Origin of the sequence: Candidimonas humi (genome assembly GCF_019166065.1) — a bacterium.
GTDB lineage: Bacteria > Pseudomonadota > Gammaproteobacteria > Burkholderiales > Burkholderiaceae_B > Candidimonas > Candidimonas humi.
In genome coordinates this window covers 242,274-258,314 of record NZ_JAHTBN010000005.1, presented here as the reverse complement: position 1 = coordinate 258,314, position 16,041 = coordinate 242,274, and the positions used below count along the sequence as shown (strand labels likewise).

12 protein-coding genes are annotated in these 16,041 nt (G+C 67.2%); 7 read left to right on the top strand and 5 right to left on the bottom strand.

The genetic code is table 11. The features are described from left to right. The first annotated feature begins 67 nt into the window (after positions 1–67). The 4 genes from dapD (at position 68) to KVP10_RS13950 (ending at position 4,990) form a co-directional block, all read left to right on the top strand. Positions 68–889 (top strand): 2,3,4,5-tetrahydropyridine-2,6-dicarboxylate N-succinyltransferase, encoded by an 822-nt coding sequence (gene dapD, locus KVP10_RS13965; RefSeq protein WP_217965207.1) that lies wholly within the window; start codon positions 68–70, stop codon positions 887–889. Continuing rightward, entirely contained in the window at positions 889–2,025 is a 1,137-nt protein-coding gene (gene dapE / locus KVP10_RS13960) for a succinyl-diaminopimelate desuccinylase (protein WP_217965206.1), read from the top strand. Before dapD ends, dapE begins: the two co-directional genes overlap by 1 nt. A 134-nt stretch (positions 2,026–2,159) precedes the next feature. Then, positions 2,160–3,056, top strand: coding sequence for a 50S ribosomal protein L3 N(5)-glutamine methyltransferase (prmB, locus tag KVP10_RS13955; protein ID WP_217965205.1), 897 nt, complete (start codon positions 2,160–2,162; stop codon positions 3,054–3,056). Continuing rightward, the gene (locus KVP10_RS13950) at positions 3,053–4,990 is read left to right on the top strand and encodes an ABC-F family ATP-binding cassette domain-containing protein (protein ID WP_217965204.1); all 1,938 of its coding nucleotides are present in this window, start codon (positions 3,053–3,055) and stop codon (positions 4,988–4,990) included. The genes prmB and KVP10_RS13950 overlap by 4 nt, the downstream gene beginning before the upstream one ends. Positions 4,991–5,211: 221 nt before the next feature. On the opposite strand, the gene KVP10_RS13945 is transcribed toward KVP10_RS13950, so the two are convergent. The 5 genes from KVP10_RS13945 to purN all read right to left on the bottom strand — a co-directional run bounded on the left by KVP10_RS13945 (position 5,212) and on the right by purN (position 11,459). Continuing rightward, positions 5,212–5,520 carry a DUF1330 domain-containing protein gene (locus KVP10_RS13945; protein ID WP_217965203.1) on the bottom strand — a complete coding sequence of 103 codons (309 nt, stop codon included), beginning with the start codon at positions 5,518–5,520 and terminating at the stop codon, positions 5,212–5,214. A 76-nt stretch (positions 5,521–5,596) separates the two neighbouring features. Then, positions 5,597–8,053, bottom strand: a complete 2,457-nt coding sequence (locus KVP10_RS13940; protein WP_217965202.1) for a UvrD-helicase domain-containing protein — start codon at positions 8,051–8,053, stop codon at positions 5,597–5,599. Beyond that, positions 8,050–9,255, bottom strand: coding sequence for a DesA family fatty acid desaturase (locus tag KVP10_RS13935; RefSeq protein ID WP_217965201.1), 1,206 nt, complete (start codon positions 9,253–9,255; stop codon positions 8,050–8,052). Before KVP10_RS13935 ends, KVP10_RS13940 begins: the two co-directional genes overlap by 4 nt. Before the next feature lie 144 nt (positions 9,256–9,399). Then, positions 9,400–10,629, bottom strand: coding sequence for an RsmB/NOP family class I SAM-dependent RNA methyltransferase (locus KVP10_RS13930; RefSeq protein ID WP_217965266.1), 1,230 nt, complete (start codon positions 10,627–10,629; stop codon positions 9,400–9,402). 200 nt (positions 10,630–10,829) lie between these two features. Further along, positions 10,830–11,459: a phosphoribosylglycinamide formyltransferase gene (gene purN, locus KVP10_RS13925; protein ID WP_246600688.1), complete on the bottom strand. Its 630-nt coding sequence runs from the start codon at positions 11,457–11,459 to the stop codon at positions 10,830–10,832. A 123-nt stretch (positions 11,460–11,582) separates the two neighbouring features. On the opposite strand from purN, the gene KVP10_RS13920 reads away from it, so the two are divergent. The 3 genes from KVP10_RS13920 to lspA are packed head-to-tail and all read left to right on the top strand — an operon-like array spanning position 11,583 to position 15,928. Next, entirely contained in the window at positions 11,583–12,548 is a 966-nt protein-coding gene (locus tag KVP10_RS13920; RefSeq protein ID WP_217965199.1) for a bifunctional riboflavin kinase/FAD synthetase, read from the top strand. Then, a complete protein-coding gene (gene ileS / locus KVP10_RS13915) occupies positions 12,538–15,375 on the top strand; it encodes an isoleucine--tRNA ligase (protein ID WP_217965198.1) in 2,838 nt (945 codons plus the stop codon). Before KVP10_RS13920 ends, ileS begins: the two co-directional genes overlap by 11 nt. Continuing rightward, positions 15,368–15,928 (top strand): signal peptidase II, encoded by a 561-nt coding sequence (gene lspA / locus KVP10_RS13910; protein ID WP_217965197.1) that lies wholly within the window; start codon positions 15,368–15,370, stop codon positions 15,926–15,928. The genes ileS and lspA overlap by 8 nt, the downstream gene beginning before the upstream one ends. The last annotated feature ends 113 nt before the right edge of the window (positions 15,929–16,041 follow it).

Below are 16,041 nucleotides of genomic sequence, written 5' to 3'. Positions count from 1 at the left end.
GCATGATTCGCGTCGTATCATTGAACCGAAATCCCTCAATCGCTCAACCCAAACCGCTTACACGACCATGACACTCGATCTCCAAAGCACCATCGAACACGCCTGGGAACATCGCGCCGAAATCGGACCGGACGCCGAAAGCGCTCCCATCCGCGAAGCCGTGCAGCAAACCATCAACGCGCTGGACACCGGCCGCCTGCGGGTGGCGGAAAAAATCGATTTCGAATGGGTGGTCCACCAGTGGATCAAAAAGGCGGTGCTGCTGTCCTTCCGCCTGGAAAACAACGAGGTCATGGGCCAGGCGCCCATGCAGTTCTACGACAAGGTGCCGCTGAAATTCGGCGACTACGGCGCCCAGGCCTTCGTCAACGGCGGCTACCGGGTAGTGCCGCCGGCGGTGGCGCGCAAGGGCGCATTCATCGCCCGCAACGTGGTGCTCATGCCCTCCTACGTCAACATCGGCGCCTATGTGGACGAAGGCACCATGGTCGACACCTGGGCCACGGTCGGCTCCTGCGCGCAGATCGGCAAGAATGTGCACCTGTCGGGCGGCGTAGGCATAGGCGGCGTGCTCGAACCGCTGCAGGCCAACCCCACCATCATCGAGGACAACTGCTTCATCGGCGCACGCTCCGAAGTGGTCGAAGGCGTGATCGTCGAAGAAAATTCGGTGCTTGCCATGGGGGTGTTCCTGTCCCAAAGCACCAAGATCTACGACCGTGCCACCGGCACCATCTCGTACGGACGCATACCGGCCGGCTCGGTCGTGGTGCCCGGCTCGCTGCCCGCCGCCGACGGCTCGCACAGCCTGGCCTGCGCGGTCATCGTCAAGCGGGTCGACGCCCAGACACGCTCCAAGACCAGCATCAACGACCTGCTGAGAACCTGATGGACCATGGTTCAGTGCTGGATCTGGTCAAGGACCTGATCGCGCGCCGCTCGGTCACACCCGAAGACGCCGGCTGCCAGCAGCGGCTGGCCGAGCGCCTGCGGGCGTCGGGCTTTGCCGGCGAGACCCTGGCCTACGGCGAGGTCGTCAACCTGTGGGCGCGGCGCGGCACGGCCGCCCCGCTGCTGGTCTTTGCCGGCCACACCGACGTAGTGCCCACGGGTCCGCTGGAAAAATGGGGCAGCGATCCCTTCGCGCCCACCGAGCGCGACGGCAAGCTGTACGGCCGCGGCGCGGCCGACATGAAAAGCTCGATCGCCGCCTTCGTCGTGGCTGCCGAGGAATTCGTGGCCGCCCATCCGGACCACCGCGGCTCCATCGGGCTGCTCATCACTTCCGACGAAGAAGGCCCGTCCGTGGACGGTACGGTCAAGGTCTGCGAGGCCCTGGCCACGCGCGGCGTCAGCCTGGACTACTGCATCGTCGGCGAGCCCACCTCGGTGCAGGCGCTGGGCGACACGGTCAAGAACGGCCGGCGCGGCTCGCTGTCGGGACGCCTGACGGTCAAGGGCAAGCAGGGCCACGTCGCCTACCCCCACCTGGCGCGCAACCCCATCCACCTGCTGGCCCCTGCCCTGGCCGAACTGGCGCAGACGCAATGGGACCAGGGCAACGAATACTTCCCGCCGACCACTTTCCAGGTTTCCAATCTGCACGCCGGCACCGGCGCCACCAACGTCATACCGGGCGAGGCCGTGCTGGACTTCAATTTCCGCTACGCCAGCATCAGCGCGCCCGAAGACCTGCAAGCGCGCGTCGCGCGGGTGCTGGACAAGCACGGCCTGGAATACACGCTGGACTGGACGCTGGGCGGGCGGCCGTTCCTGACGCCGCGCGGCGAACTGAGCGAGGCCCTGGCCGGCGCCATACTGGACGAAACCGGCGTCGCCACCGAGCTGTCCACCACCGGAGGCACCTCCGACGGGCGCTTCATCGCCCGGATCTGCCCGCAGGTCGTGGAGTTCGGCCCCATCAACGCCACTATCCACCAGGTCGACGAGCACATCCGCATCGACACGCTGGAGCCCCTGAAGAACATCTATCGCCGCACCCTGGAGCGCCTGCTGCTGGACTGAACCATCGGCCCGCCCGCCACGTCCGCGGCCGCTCGCCGGCCGCGGGCCGGCATGCTATCTTCGAATTGCGGCCCCGAGGCGGCCGGGAAGCCCGCCGGACGGCCCCACGCACCACACGAATTACCGGAATGCCTATGAACGAATCGGCCCAACAAGAACTGCTCACCCTGCGCGACCTGCTGCGCTATACCGTCAGCCGCTTCAATGCCTCTCATCTGGCGTTCGGCCACGGCAGCGACAATGCCTGGGACGAGGCGGTCTACCTGCTGCTGCACACTCTGCACCTGCCGCTGGACACACTCGAGCCCTTCCTCGACGCCCGCGTGCTGCCCGACGAACGCGCGCGCTACCTGAAGCTGGTGCAGCGGCGCATCCAGGAGCGCCTGCCCGCGGCCTATCTGACCGGCGAGGCCTGGCTGCAGGGCCACCGATTCTTTGTCGACCAGCGCGTCATCGTGCCGCGCTCGCCCATCGCCGAACTGCTGGCGCACGACCTGTCGCCCTGGGTGGCGCACCCCGAAGACCTGGATTTCGTGCTCGATCTGTGTACAGGCTCGGGCTGCCTGGCTGTGCTGGCGGCGCTGGCCTTCGAGAACGCCCAGGTCGACGCGGTCGATCTCTCCGAACACGCCCTGGAAGTGGCCGACCGCAACATCGAGCAGTTCGGCCTGGACGGCCGCGTCACCACGCACCGCAGCGATCTGTTCGACCAGTTGCCGCATTGCGAATACAACCTCATCATCTGCAACCCGCCCTACGTCAACAACCACTCCATGGAGGCGCTGCCGGAAGAATTCCGCCACGAGCCGACCATGGCCCTGGCGGGCGGCGAGGACGGCATGGACCTGGTGCGCCGCCTGTTGTCCAAGGCGCCCGACTTCATGGCGCCCGGGGGCCTGCTGGTGCTGGAGATCGGCAACGAGTACGACAACTTCGTGGCGGCCTTTCCCGGCCTTGACCCGGTCTGGCTCAGTACCGAACGCACCGAAGACCAGATCCTGATGCTGACGCGGGAACAACTGGAACAATGATACGCGCCACCGGGTTGTCGCTGCGGCGCGGCACCAAGCTGCTGCTGGACCAGGCCGATTTCGTGGTGCATGCGGGCGAGCGCGTCGGCGTGGTCGGCAAGAACGGGGCCGGCAAATCGACCCTGTTCATGCTGCTGCAGGGCCGGCTCGATCCCGACGCCGGTACGCTCGACATGCCGGCCGGCTGGCGCATCGCCAGCGTCGAACAGGAAATCGGCGACAACACCCTGCCCGCCCGCGAGTTCGTGATCGACGGCGACCGGCACCTGCGCGACCTGCAAGAGCAAAGGCGCGCCACGCCCGATGCCGACGGCCAGCGCATCGCCGAGCTGGAAGCGGCCCTGGTCGAGGCCGACGCCTGGAGCGCACCGGCGCGCGCCGAGCAATTGCTGGCCGGGCTGGGCTTCACGCCGCAACAGTGGTCCAGCCCCGTCCGCGATTTCTCCGGCGGCTGGCAGATGCGCCTGGCGCTGGCCCGCGCCCTGATGGCGCCGTCCGACCTGTTGCTGCTGGACGAGCCCACCAATCACCTGGACCTGGACGCCATGCTGTGGCTGGAGCGCTGGCTGGCCTCCTACCAGGGCACCGTGCTGGTGATTTCGCACGACACCGAATTTCTCGACACGGTAGCGCGCGCCATCCTGCATTTCGACCAAGGCAAGCTGATACGCTACCGCGGCGGCTACGAAGACTTCCTGACCCAGCGCGCCGAGCGCCTGCGCCAGTCGCGCCTGGCCTGGGAAAGACAAACGCGCGAAACCGCGCGCTTGCAGAATTTCATCGACCGCTTCAAGGCCAAGGCCACCAAGGCCAAGCAGGCGCAGAGCCGCGTCAAGGCGCTGGCGCGCATGCAGACGCTGGCGCCGCTGCAGGCCGAGGCCGGCATCGACATACGCATCCCGGAACCCACGGGCATGCCCGATCCGCTGCTGGTGCTGGAAGATGTCAGCACCGGCTACGCGCTGCCCGAGGGCGGCACGCGCACCGTGCTCGAGAACGTGCAACTGATGGTGCGCGGAGGCAGCCGCATCGGCATCCTGGGGGTCAACGGCGCGGGCAAGTCCACGCTGGTCAAGACACTGGCCGCCGAGCTGCCGGCGCTACGTGGGCAGCGCCACGCTTCCAGGGGGCTGGAGATCGGCTATTTCGCGCAGCAGCAGCTCGACATGCTGGACCCGCAGGGCACGCCCTTGCAGCACCTGCAGCGGCTCGCGCCGCAGGCCCGCGAACAAGAACTGCGCAATTACCTGGGCGGTTTCGGTTTCAACGGCGACATGGTGCTGGGCACGGTCGGCCCGCTGTCGGGCGGCGAGAAGGCTCGCCTGGCCCTGGCGCTGATCGTCTGGCAAAAGCCCAATCTGCTGCTGCTGGACGAACCCAGCAACCACCTGGATGTGGACACGCGCGAAGCGCTGGCCGCCGCCCTGGCAGAGTTTCCGGGCAGCGTGCTGCTGGTGTCGCACGACCGCCATCTGCTGCGCACCACGGTCGACAGCTTCTGGATCGTGGCCGACGGCGCCGTGCGGGAATTCGACGGCGACCTGGAAGACTACCGCGACTGGCTGGCGCAGCGCGGCGCCCAGGCCCGCGCCGAGGCGCGCGCGCCCGATGCCGCCGGCCGCGACGGCAAGAGCACCGACCGCCGCCAGGAACGGCGCGAGCAGGCCGAGATCCGCCAACGCCAGGCGGCGCTGCGCAAGCCGGTGCTGCAGAAGATCGGGCGCATCGAAACCTCGATGCACGAGGCCAGCCGGCGCCTGGCCCAACTGGATGCCCTGATCGCCGATGCCGATCTCTACACCGAAGCGCGCCGCGACGAACGCCTGAAGACCTTGGCCGAACATGGCGACCTGCAAAAACAGACGGCGCTGCTCGAAGAGCAGTGGCTGGAACTGCAGCAGGAACTCGAAGACCTGGAAGTCCGCCAGCCGTAGCCGCCCGGCGCGCCATACCCGGCCGGCGCCTTGCCGGTGCCGGTGCCGGTGCCCTGCCTGTGCCTATGCCTGTGCCTGTGCCCTGCCCGTGCTTGTGCTTGCGCCCTGCCTGTGCCTATGCCCGTGCCAGCACCTGCACGATGCGGCGAGACCGCGCGGCTATTGCAGCTCGATCATCCCGGCGCATTGGCTGTGCCGGCTATCCCGGCCGCGCACCCGCGTCAGCAATCGTAGCTGACCAGCACCAGGTCGACCGCCTGCTCGCGGATAGGAATCAGGGCCTGATAGGCCGGGGAATCGTGCCAGCCGCGCAGCGAGGCTGCGTCGGGAAAACGGATCGCCACTACGTCCGTATGCGTATGCGTACCACTGAGCACGGTATTGCGCTTGCCGCGAAACAGCAGTTGCCCGCCCCAGGGCGCAATAGTGGCGGGCACCTTGGCGCAGTAGTCCGCCCACTTGGCCGGATTCTTGACCGTCACATGGCCCACCAGGCAGGCCGCCCCCGCCGCAGTGTTGTCGTTTTCCATGAACTCCTCCTTGTCATGCCGCTATTTTGCATGCTTGCGGCTCGCGCGGGAATATGCGCGCCTTGCGCGATGCCGGCTAGCCGGCAATCACTTCCAGCTTGGCGACCCCCAGGGCCAGCGTCTTGGTGCCGGCATCGCGGAACTGGATCTGCGCCTGCGCGTCCTGGCCGCTGCCGCTCAGGCTGAGTATGGTGCCGTCGCCGAATTTCGGATGGCGCACGCCCTGGCCGATGCGGAACTGCTGCTGGCCGACGGTCACGCCACTCGCCCAACTGCGCGGGGAGCGCGGGGCGATCTGGCCCGTGGCCGGGCGCCCATAGGCATCGCCGCGGCGCTGCGCGTTCCAGCCGCCCGAGGCCACGTCCGCGGTGCCGGCCCACGCACTGGATACCGGCACGCGCACCTTGGGGCTGAGCCACTTCAGGTGCTCTTCGGGAATTTCGTCGAGGAAGCGCGAGCGCAGCGCGTAGCGGGTCTGCCCGTGCAGCATGCGGCTCTGGGCCAGCGTCAGGTACAGGCGCTGGCGCGCGCGGGTAATCGCCACATACATGAGGCGCCGCTCTTCTTCCAGGCCGGATTGCTCCATCAGGCTGTTCTCATGCGGGAACAGGCCTTCCTCGACGCCGGTAATGAACACGGCGTCGAATTCCAGCCCCTTGGCGGCATGCACCGTCATGAGCTGTACGGCATCCTGGCCCGCCTGGGCCTGGTTGTCGCCCGCCTCCAGCGAGGCGTGGGAAAGGAATGCGGCCAGCGGCGACATGCCCTGGCGCGCGCCGGCCTCGATGAGATCGGCGGCGCCCGGCAAGGCATCGGCGCTCGATGCGGCGCCGGCCGCTGCGCCGGGATCGGCGGCATCGCCCGCGACGGCATCGGAAACGGGCGCAACGGCACCCGCCGCGTCGGACCCTGCGGCAGCGCCCGCAGCAGCAAAATCACCTGCGGCGTCCGCCTGCCCAGCCGCCGGCAGTTCGACCATGCGTCCCGCCGGCAAGCCCTCGAAATTCTCTTCGCCGGCAAAGACGGCCGCCGCATTGACCAGTTCCTGCAGGTTTTCCAGGCGATCGGCGCCTTCTCTTTCGGACTGGTAGTGCGTCAGCAAACCGCTGTGATGCACGACATGCTCGATGAGCTCCGGCAGCGGCAAGACTTGCGCCTCGTGCGCCATGCTTTCGATCATTGCGGCGAACTTCAGCAGATTGCCGCCGCCCTTCCCGCCGACCAGATGCGCCGCCTTGTGCAGGCTGGTGCCTCGCTCGCGCGCCAGGTCGGACAATTGCTCGAGCGTGCGCGCGCCTATGCCGCGCGTCGGGAAATTGACCACCCGCAGCCAGGAGGTATCGTCGTCGGGATTGTCCATCAGGCGCAGGTAGGCCAGCGCGTGCTTGACCTCCTGGCGCTCGAAGAAGCGCAGGCCGCCATAGACCTTGTAGGGAATGCCCGTGGAAAACAGCGCGTGCTCGATGACCCGCGACTGGGCGTTGCTGCGGTACAGCACCGCGATCTCGCGCCGCAGGCTGCCCTCGCCGATGAGCGACTTGATCTCGTCCACCACCCATTGCGCTTCCAGCATGTCCGAGGGCTGCTCGACCACGCGTACCGGCTCGCCCTCGCCCTGCTCGGTCCAGAGGTTCTTGCCCAGGCGCGCCGTATTGTGCGCGATCAAGGCATTGGCCGAATCGAGTATGTGGCCATAGGAACGGTAGTTCTGTTCCAGCCGGATGACCGTGCCGCGCGCATAGTCGCGCTCGAAATCGGCCATATTGCCGACGTTGGCGCCGCGGAAGGCATAGATGGACTGATCGTCGTCGCCCACCGCGAAGATCGGCGCCCCGCCCGCGGCCAGCAGGGTCAGCCAGCGGTATTGCAGGGCGTTGGTGTCCTGGAATTCGTCGACCAGGATATGGCGGAAGCGCCGCTGGTAGTGCTCGCGGATCGGGGCATTGCGCTGCAAGAGTTCGTAGCAGCGCAGCAGCAGCTCGGCGAAATCGACCACGCTTTCGCGCTCGCACTGCGCCTGGTACAGGCGATAGATCTCGACCATGCGCAGCCGGTACGGATCGTGCGCCTCGACCGCATCGGGGCGCAGCCCCTCTTCTTTGGCGCCGTTGATGAAGCGCTGCACCTCGCGCGGCGGGTATTTCTCGTCGTCGATGCCCGAGGCCTTGAGCAGCCGCTTGATCGCCGCGAGCTGGTCGGCGGTGTCCAGGATCTGGAAGGTCTGCGCCAGCCCCGCGTCGCGGTAATGCGCCCGCAGCAGGCGGTTGCACAAGCCGTGGAAAGTGCCCACCCACAGGCCGCGCGTGTTGATCGGCAGCAGCGCGGACAGGCGCGCGAGCATCTCGCGCGCCGATTTGTTGGTGAAGGTGACGGCCAGCAGGGCATGCGGGCTGGCCTGGCCGGTCTGGATCAGCCAGGCCATGCGGGTGGTGAGCACCCGCGTCTTGCCGCTGCCCGCCCCGGCGAGTACCAGGGCGTGCTGTGCAGGGAGAGTTACCGCAGCTTGCTGTTCGGGATTGAGCTTCTCGATCATGCCGCGTAGCGGCGCAGGCGATAGGCGAACTGTTCAAGCCCTTCTATGCCGCTTTGCTGGGCACGCTGGCACCAGGCCTGCAGGTCAGCCAGCAATTGCTCGCTGCTGGCGCTGGAGCTTTCCCACAAGCGGATGAGTTCGCGGCGCATCTGCACCAGCGTGGACAGCGACTGGTTGTCGGCCACGGCAGTGTCGATCTCGGCGCGCTGGGCGGGCTCGAGGGCCTCGCCGCCGCTCTTGAGCACCTTGCGGGCGCGCGCCAGCAGCGACCAGCGGCAATCGGCGCCGCCGGTGGGCTTGAGGCGGGTGAGCTCTTCGCCTATGGCGTGCTTGACCAGGTCGGTATAGCGCGCCAGGATCTCGTAGCGGTGCGTGATGACGCCCTGCAGGGTGCGCAGGTCGACCACCATCTTGGAGGACGCGGGCTCGAGCTTGAGCTTGGGCGCGAGCTTCTTGACCTTGGCCAGCCCCACGAAGCTGAGCACCGAGATATAGCACCAGCCGATGTCGAATTCGTACCACTTGGTGGAGAACTTGGCCGAGGTGCCATAGGCATGGTGGTTGTTGTGCAGTTCTTCGCCGCCGATGATGATGCCCCAGGGCGACACATTGGTGCTGGTATCGGGGCAGGCATAGTTGCGGTAGCCCCAGAAGTGGCCCAGGCCGTTGACCACGCCGGCCGCCCAGAAGGGAATCCAGGCCATTTGCACCGCCCAGATCGTCAGGCCGATGGTGCCGAACAGGGCCAGGTCTATGCCCAGCATGATGAGCACGCCCAGCAGGCTGTGCGGGGTGTAGAGCTTGCGCTCGAGCCAGTCGTCGGGCGTGCCGTGGCCGAAACGCTTGAGGGTTTCTTCGTTGGTGGCTTCCTGGCGATAGAGTTCGGCGCCGCGGAAGAACACCTTGCCGATGCCGAAGATCATCGGCGAATGCGGGTCGCCTTCGCGTTCGCACTTGGCATGGTGCTTGCGGTGTATGGCCACCCATTCCTTGGTGATCATGCCGGTGGTCATCCACAGCCAGAAGCGGAAGAAATGCATGACGGCCGGATGCAGGTCGAGCCCGCGATGCGCCTGGCTGCGATGCAGGAATACAGTGACCCCTACGATGGTGATGTGTGTCAGCACCAGCGTCACGATTACGAGCTGCCACCACGACAATTGCAGCAGGCCGCCCGACAGGAAATTGAGCACGGAATTCATGAGCTTAATTAAGCCTCCGTCTTGAAAACATCTAGAAGTTTAGCCCAGTTGGCCCTCGTATGACAGCTAATTTTCATTTTAGTTTTTGAGAAAAATCAATGACTAAGCAAAAAATCGGGCGTACGAGTCAGCTACGGTTCAGCTTCAGGCGGGCTTGCGCCGTTGCATGGCCGCCGCGAAGAATCCGTCGGTGCCGTCGCGGTCCGGGCGCAGGGACAAATACGGCCCCTGGAATGTCAGATTTTCGCAACGATCGGCCAGGATCGGGCCGGCCTCCAGCAGCTCGAATTCGGGGTTTTCCGCCAGGAAAGCCTGAACCTGGTTTTCGTTTTCTTCCGGCAGGACGCTGCAGGTGGCATACACCAGGCGCCCGCCCGGCGCCACGCAACGGGCCGCCTGGCGCAGGATGCGGGCCTGCACCTGGCACAACTCGGCCAGCGATTCGGGATGCTGGCGCCATTTCAGGTCCGGATTGCGGCGCAGGGTGCCCAGCCCGCTGCACGGGGCGTCGACCAATACCCGGTGGGCCTTGCCCGCCAGGCGCTTGACGCGCTGGTCGCCGTCGGCGCGGATCACCACGGGAACCACGTTGGACAGCCCGCTGCGGGCCACCCGGGGCTTGGCGCGCGCCAGCCTGGCGGCCGACACATCGAAGGCGTACAGGCGGCCGGTAGAGCGCATCAAGGCCCCCAGCAGCAGGGTCTTGCCGCCAGCGCCTGCGCAATAGTCGATGACCATCTCGCCGCGCTTGGGGGCCACCAGGGCAACCAGGACCTGGCTGCCCTCGTCCTGGACCTCGAGGCTGCCGTTTTCGAACAGCGGCCAGCGATTCACCGAAGGCCGGCCCTGCAGGCGTATGCCCCAGGGCGAATGGAGCGTGGGCTCGGGGCTGTAGCGCGCCGCGGGGCCCGCGCGCAGCGCCTCGAGCACCGTGGCGCGCTCGGCCTTCAGGGGATTGACGCGCACGTCCAGGGGCGCCGGACGGTTCAGCGCCTCGATCAGCGCTTCGGCTTGCGGCACGTCGGCCAGGCGCTGCTCCAGCCAGTCCGGCAGGCTGTGGCGCACCGCGGCAGGCAGGCTGGCCGGGTCGATGCGGCGCAGGCGCGCCAGCCACTCGCGTTCGTCTTCTTGCAGGGCGGCGTCCAGGACCTGCTCGCTGAACACCGAGGCGAGCCCCAGGATGGCCAGGCGGCGCGCCGCCGGCCCGCTGCCGCTCTCGGCGAAATGGCGGTAGCGGCGCAAATGGCGCAAGGCGTCGAACACCGCCTCGGCCACCTCGGCGCGATCACGCGCGCCCATGTGCGGGCGGGCGCGCAGCCAATGCGACAACACGGCGTCGGCGGGATATTCCCACTGCAGCACTTCACCCAGCACCTCGCGCACCTGTTCGATGCGCGTGGCGGCGGGCAGCAGGCGCTGCGCCGGGCTTGCGGCGGCGCCTTGCGCGGCAGCGCGGCCGCCCGAGGGACGGCCCTTGGCGGCCCGGCCGGGGCGGCCGGCCGAGCCACGATCCGCGGGCTTGGAACTGCGGCCTGTAGAGGCGGCGTCGCGACTATTGGGGTTGGAGGGGCGCTTCATTGCACGGTCTCCGGCAAAACCTGGCCTTGCGGCATGCGCAGCACGCAGCGATGGCTCACGCCGCGCACTGTGGCGCGCTGCCCGGCAGCGTCGAGTTCCACCCTGCCCTCGGCCAGCCAGCGCACCACCAGTGCGTAGACCTCGTGCTCGAGTTCCAGCAGCCTGGCGGCCAGGGTGTCGGGGGTGTCGCCGGCCAGCACCGGCATCGCACCCTGGGCAACGATGGGGCCGTGGTCCAGCACCGGCGTGACGAAATGCACGGTGCAGCCATGCCACTGCACCCCCATGGCCAGCGCCTGCTGGTGGGTGTGCAGCCCTGGAAACGCGGGCAATAGCGAGGGATGGATGTTCAGCAGGCGGCCGCTGTAGCGTTCGACGAATTCGGTGGTCAGCACCCGCATGAAGCCCGCCATCAGGATGTAATCGGGGCGATAGCCGTCGATCAGTTGCGCCAGCGCCTGGTCGAACTCAGCGCGCGAGGCGTAGTCGCGATGCGCCACCAGCCGGGCGTCCAGCCCCTGCTCGCGCGCCCAGGCCAGGCCGGCCGCATCGGCCCTGTTGGCGATCACGGCGCATACATCCAGGGGCAGCGATTGCGCGCGCACGGCCTCGACGATGGCCTGCATATTGCTGCCGCGGCCCGAAATCAGTATGACGAGGCGGCAGCGTGTAGGGGAAGAGTGAATCAAAATGGGCGGTTCCTGAGCGGAAAAATCTGCGGAATAATCCAAAATTGTAAACTCTCGTCTGTGAATCCTTCTCCCCGTATCTACCGCTGCCTGCCGCGCTTCGACTCCGACCGTCCGAGCGCCGTGACGATAGGCAATTTCGACGGCGTGCATCGCGGCCACCAGGCGATCCTGGCGCGCGTGGCCGGCCATGCCCGCGCCCAGGGCCTGGCGCCCACGGTGATGACCTTCGAGCCGCACCCGCGCGCCTATTTCGCCGGCAAGGGCCATCGCCCCGAACTCATCCCCACCCAGATCAGCAGCCTGCGCGACAAGATGTGCGCGCTGGCCCGGCACGGCATAGAACAGGTCGCGCTGGAACGCTTCAACCAGCGCCTGGCCGACATGTCGGCCGAGGACTTCATCGAGCAACTGCTGCTGCGCGGCCTGAACACCCGCTGGCTGCTGGTGGGCGAGGATTTCCGCTACGGCCACAAGCGTGCCGGCGACATCGCGCTGCTGCGAGCCATGGGCGCGCGCCACGGCTTCCAGGTCGAGACCATCGCCGACGTGGCCGACGAGCACGGCCACCGCATTTCCAGTTCCGAGGTACGCACCGCGCTGGCGGTGGGAGACCTGGGCCGCGCCGAACACTTGCTCGGCCATACCTATCACATCAGCGGCCACGTGGTGCACGGCCAGAAACTCGGGCGCACCCTGGGGTTTCCCACGCTGAACCTGCGCGTGCCGCCGCTGTGCGCGGTACGCTCGGGCATCTACGTCGTGCGCGCCCACGGGCTGGCCGAGGCGCCGCTGCCCGGAGTGGCCAGCCTGGGGGTGCGCCCCACCATCGCCGGCGGCGGCCAGGTCATGCTGGAAGTGCATCTGCTGGACTGCCGCATCGACGCATACGGTAAACTCACACGCATCGAATTCCTCGAATTTCTGCGGGACGAGGAAAAATTTCCCGACTTACCCACTCTGACTGCCGCGATCGAAAAAGATGCGCGCAGCGCTCGCGACTATTTCGCCGTCCATGGACTATAGAAACACTCTCAATCTGCCCGACACCCCATTTCCCATGCGCGGCGACCTCGCCAAGCGGGAGCCGACGTGGATCGCCGACTGGGAAGAAAACAAAGTCTATGCCGCGATACGCGAGGCCAGCCGGGGCCGGCCCAAGTTCGTGCTGCACGACGGCCCGCCCTACGCCAATGGCGACATCCACATCGGCCACGCGGTCAACAAGATCTTGAAGGACATCATCGTCAAGAGCCGCGCCATGGCCGGCTATGACGCGCAATACGTGCCGGGCTGGGACTGCCACGGCATGCCCATCGAGATCCAGATCGAAAAGAAATACGGCAAGAACCTGCCGGTGGCCGAGGTGCAGTCCAAGGCGCGCGCCTATGCGCTCGAGCAGATCGACCGCCAGCGCAAGGATTTCAAGCGCCTGGGCGTGCTGGCCGACTGGGACCACCCCTACCTGACGATGAACTTCGGCAACGAGGCCGACGAGCTGCGGGTGCTGGCGCGCATCATGGACAAGGGCTATGTGTACCGCGGGCTCAAGCCGGTGAACTGGTGCTTCGACTGCGGTTCCGCCCTGGCCGAGGCCGAGGTGGAATACGCCGATCGCACCGATCCGGCCGTCTACGTGGCGCTGCGCTTCGGCAACCGCGAGAAGCTGGCGCACGCGTTCGGCCTGGCCGCCGTCGAAGACGGCGCCATCGTCATCTGGACCACCACGCCCTGGACCCTGCCCGCCAACCAGGCGCTGAACGTGCACCCGGACATCGACTACGCCCTGGTGCTGCTGGACGAGCCGCGCGCCACCGGGCGCTGCCTGCTGCTGGCCAAGGACCTGGTGCAATCCTGCCTGGAACAATGGGGCCTGAGCGGCAGCATTCTCGCCACGGCCAAGGGCAGCGCCCTGGCCAATCTCGAATTCAAGCATCCGCTGCATGACGTCGACCCGGGCTACCGCCGCATGTCGCCCGTCTACCTGGGCGACTACGTCACGCTCGAAGCCGGCACCGGCGTGGTGCACTCTTCGCCCGCCTATGGCGTCGAAGACTTCGTGTCGTGCAAGGCGCACGGCCTGGCCGACGAGCAGATCATCAACCCCGTGATGGGTGACGGCCACTACGTCCCGAGCCTGCCGCTTTTCGGCGGCATGATGATCTGGAAGGCCAACCCCAAGATCGTCGAAACCCTGCAGGCGGCCGGCAACCTGCTCAAGGTGGAACAACACCGGCACAGCTACATGCACTGCTGGCGCCACAAGACGCCGATCATCTACCGCGCCACCAGCCAGTGGTTCGCCGGCATGGACCGGCTGCCCCGTTCGGGCAAATCGCTGCGCGAGGCCGCGCTGGAAGGCATAGAACAGACCGCCTTCTATCCCGCCTGGGGCCGCGCACGGCTGCACGCCATGATCGCCAACCGCCCCGACTGGACCCTGTCGCGCCAGCGCCAGTGGGGCGTGCCCATGGCCTTCTTCGTGCACAAGGAAACCGGCGAACTGCATCCGCGCACCGTCGAATTGCTCGAACAAGTGGCGCAGCGCGTCGAAAAGCACGGCATCGAGGCCTGGCAGTCGCTCGACCCGCGCGAACTGCTGGGCGACGAAGCCGACCAATACATCAAGAACCCCGACACGCTCGACGTCTGGTTCGATTCGGGCAGCACGCACGCCACGGTCATGGGCGGGCGCGACCACGACCTGAAAGGCTCGCACGCCGACCTGCTGCAATGGCCCGCCGACCTGTACCTGGAAGGTTCCGACCAGCACCGCGGGTGGTTCCATTCCTCGCTGCTCACCAGTTGCATGCTGTACGGCCGTCCGCCCTACAAGGCTTTGCTCACGCACGGTTTCGTGGTCGACGGCCAGGGCCGCAAGATGAGCAAATCCGTGGGCAATGTGGTGGCGCCGCAGAAAGTCTCGGACTCCCTCGGCGCCGAGATCCTGCGCCTGTGGACGGCCTCCACCGACTATTCGGGCGAACTGTCGATCTCGGACGAGATTCTCAAGCGCGTGGTCGAAGGCTACCGCCGCATCCGCAACACGCTCAAGTTCCTGCTGGGCAACCTGAGCGACTTCGATCCCGTGGCCGATGCCCTGCCCCTGGAGCACATGTTCGAGATCGACCGCTATGCGCTGGCCATGACCGCGCGCATGCAGGCCGAGGTGCTGGCCAACTACGAGCGCTATGAATTCCACCCGGCCGTGGCGCGCCTGCAGGTGTTCTGCTCCGAAGACCTGGGCGCCTTCTACCTGGATGTGCTCAAGGACCGCCTCTATACCACCGGCCGCACGAGCGCAGCGCGCCGCTCGGCGCAGACCGCGCTCTATCACGTGGCGCACGCGCTGCTCAAGCTGCTGGCGCCCATTCTGTCCTTCACCGCCGAAGAGGCCTGGGCCGACCTGCACGCCAACACCAAGGTCGTCAGCATCTTCACCGAGCTCTTCCATGCGCTGCCCGCGCAGGTCGACGCCCAGGTGCTGCTCGACAAATGGGGCCGCCTGCGCGAGATACGCGCCGAGGCCTTGCGCAAGATAGAAGAAGTGCGCAGCGCCGGCCTGGTCGGCTCCTCGCTGGCCGCCGAACTGGACATCTACGCCGCGGGCGACGATCACCGCATGCTGGCCTCGCTGGACGACGACCTGCGCTTCGTGCTCATCGTCTCGCGCGCCACGCTGCACGAATCGGCCCAGGACCTGCGCATCGAGGTCAGCCCCACCACGCACAAGAAGTGCGAACGCTGCTGGCACCACCGCGCCGACGTAGGCCACGACCCCGAGCACCCCGAGCTCTGCGGGCGTTGCGTGGACAATCTGTTCGGCCACGGCGAAGTGCGGCACCATGCCTGAAGCGCGCGAAGCTGGCCGCGACGCCGGTACGGCAGGCCGCGCGGCGCGCACGCCCCGCGACCGAGCCTGGCGCTTCTGGGCCTGGCTCGGCGCGGCCGTGCTGATCGTGCTGCTGGACCAGGCGGCCAAGGCCTACTTCGACTCGCACCTGCACTACGGCGAGCGCCTGCACGTACTGCCCTTCTTCGATTTCACGCTGCTGCACAACAGCGGCGCAGCCTTCAGCTTCCTCGCCGAGGGCCAGGGCTGGCAGCGCTGGCTGTTCACCGCCATCGCCATCGGCGCGGCGGCGCTGATCGTCAACCTGCTGCGGCGCGACTCCGGCCAGCCGCTGTTCTGCTCATCGCTTACCGCGATCCTGGGCGGCGCGGTGGGCAATGTGGTGGACCGCATCCAGCACGGCCACGTCGTCGACTTCCTGCTGTTCTATTGGCGCGACTGGTATTTCCCCGCCTTCAACATCGCCGACGTCGCAATCACCTGCGGCGCGATCCTGCTGATACTGGACGAGCTGCTGCGCGTGGGGCGCGAACGCCGTCGCCGCAGGTTATGATCGGCCTAGCGGCGGCCTGCGCGCTCGCCTGATCGAGCAGGCCAGGCCGGCCGCCCGAGGCAGCGGCACGCGGTAGCGGCCCGGCGCATCGGCCACACTGGATATCCGCCAGC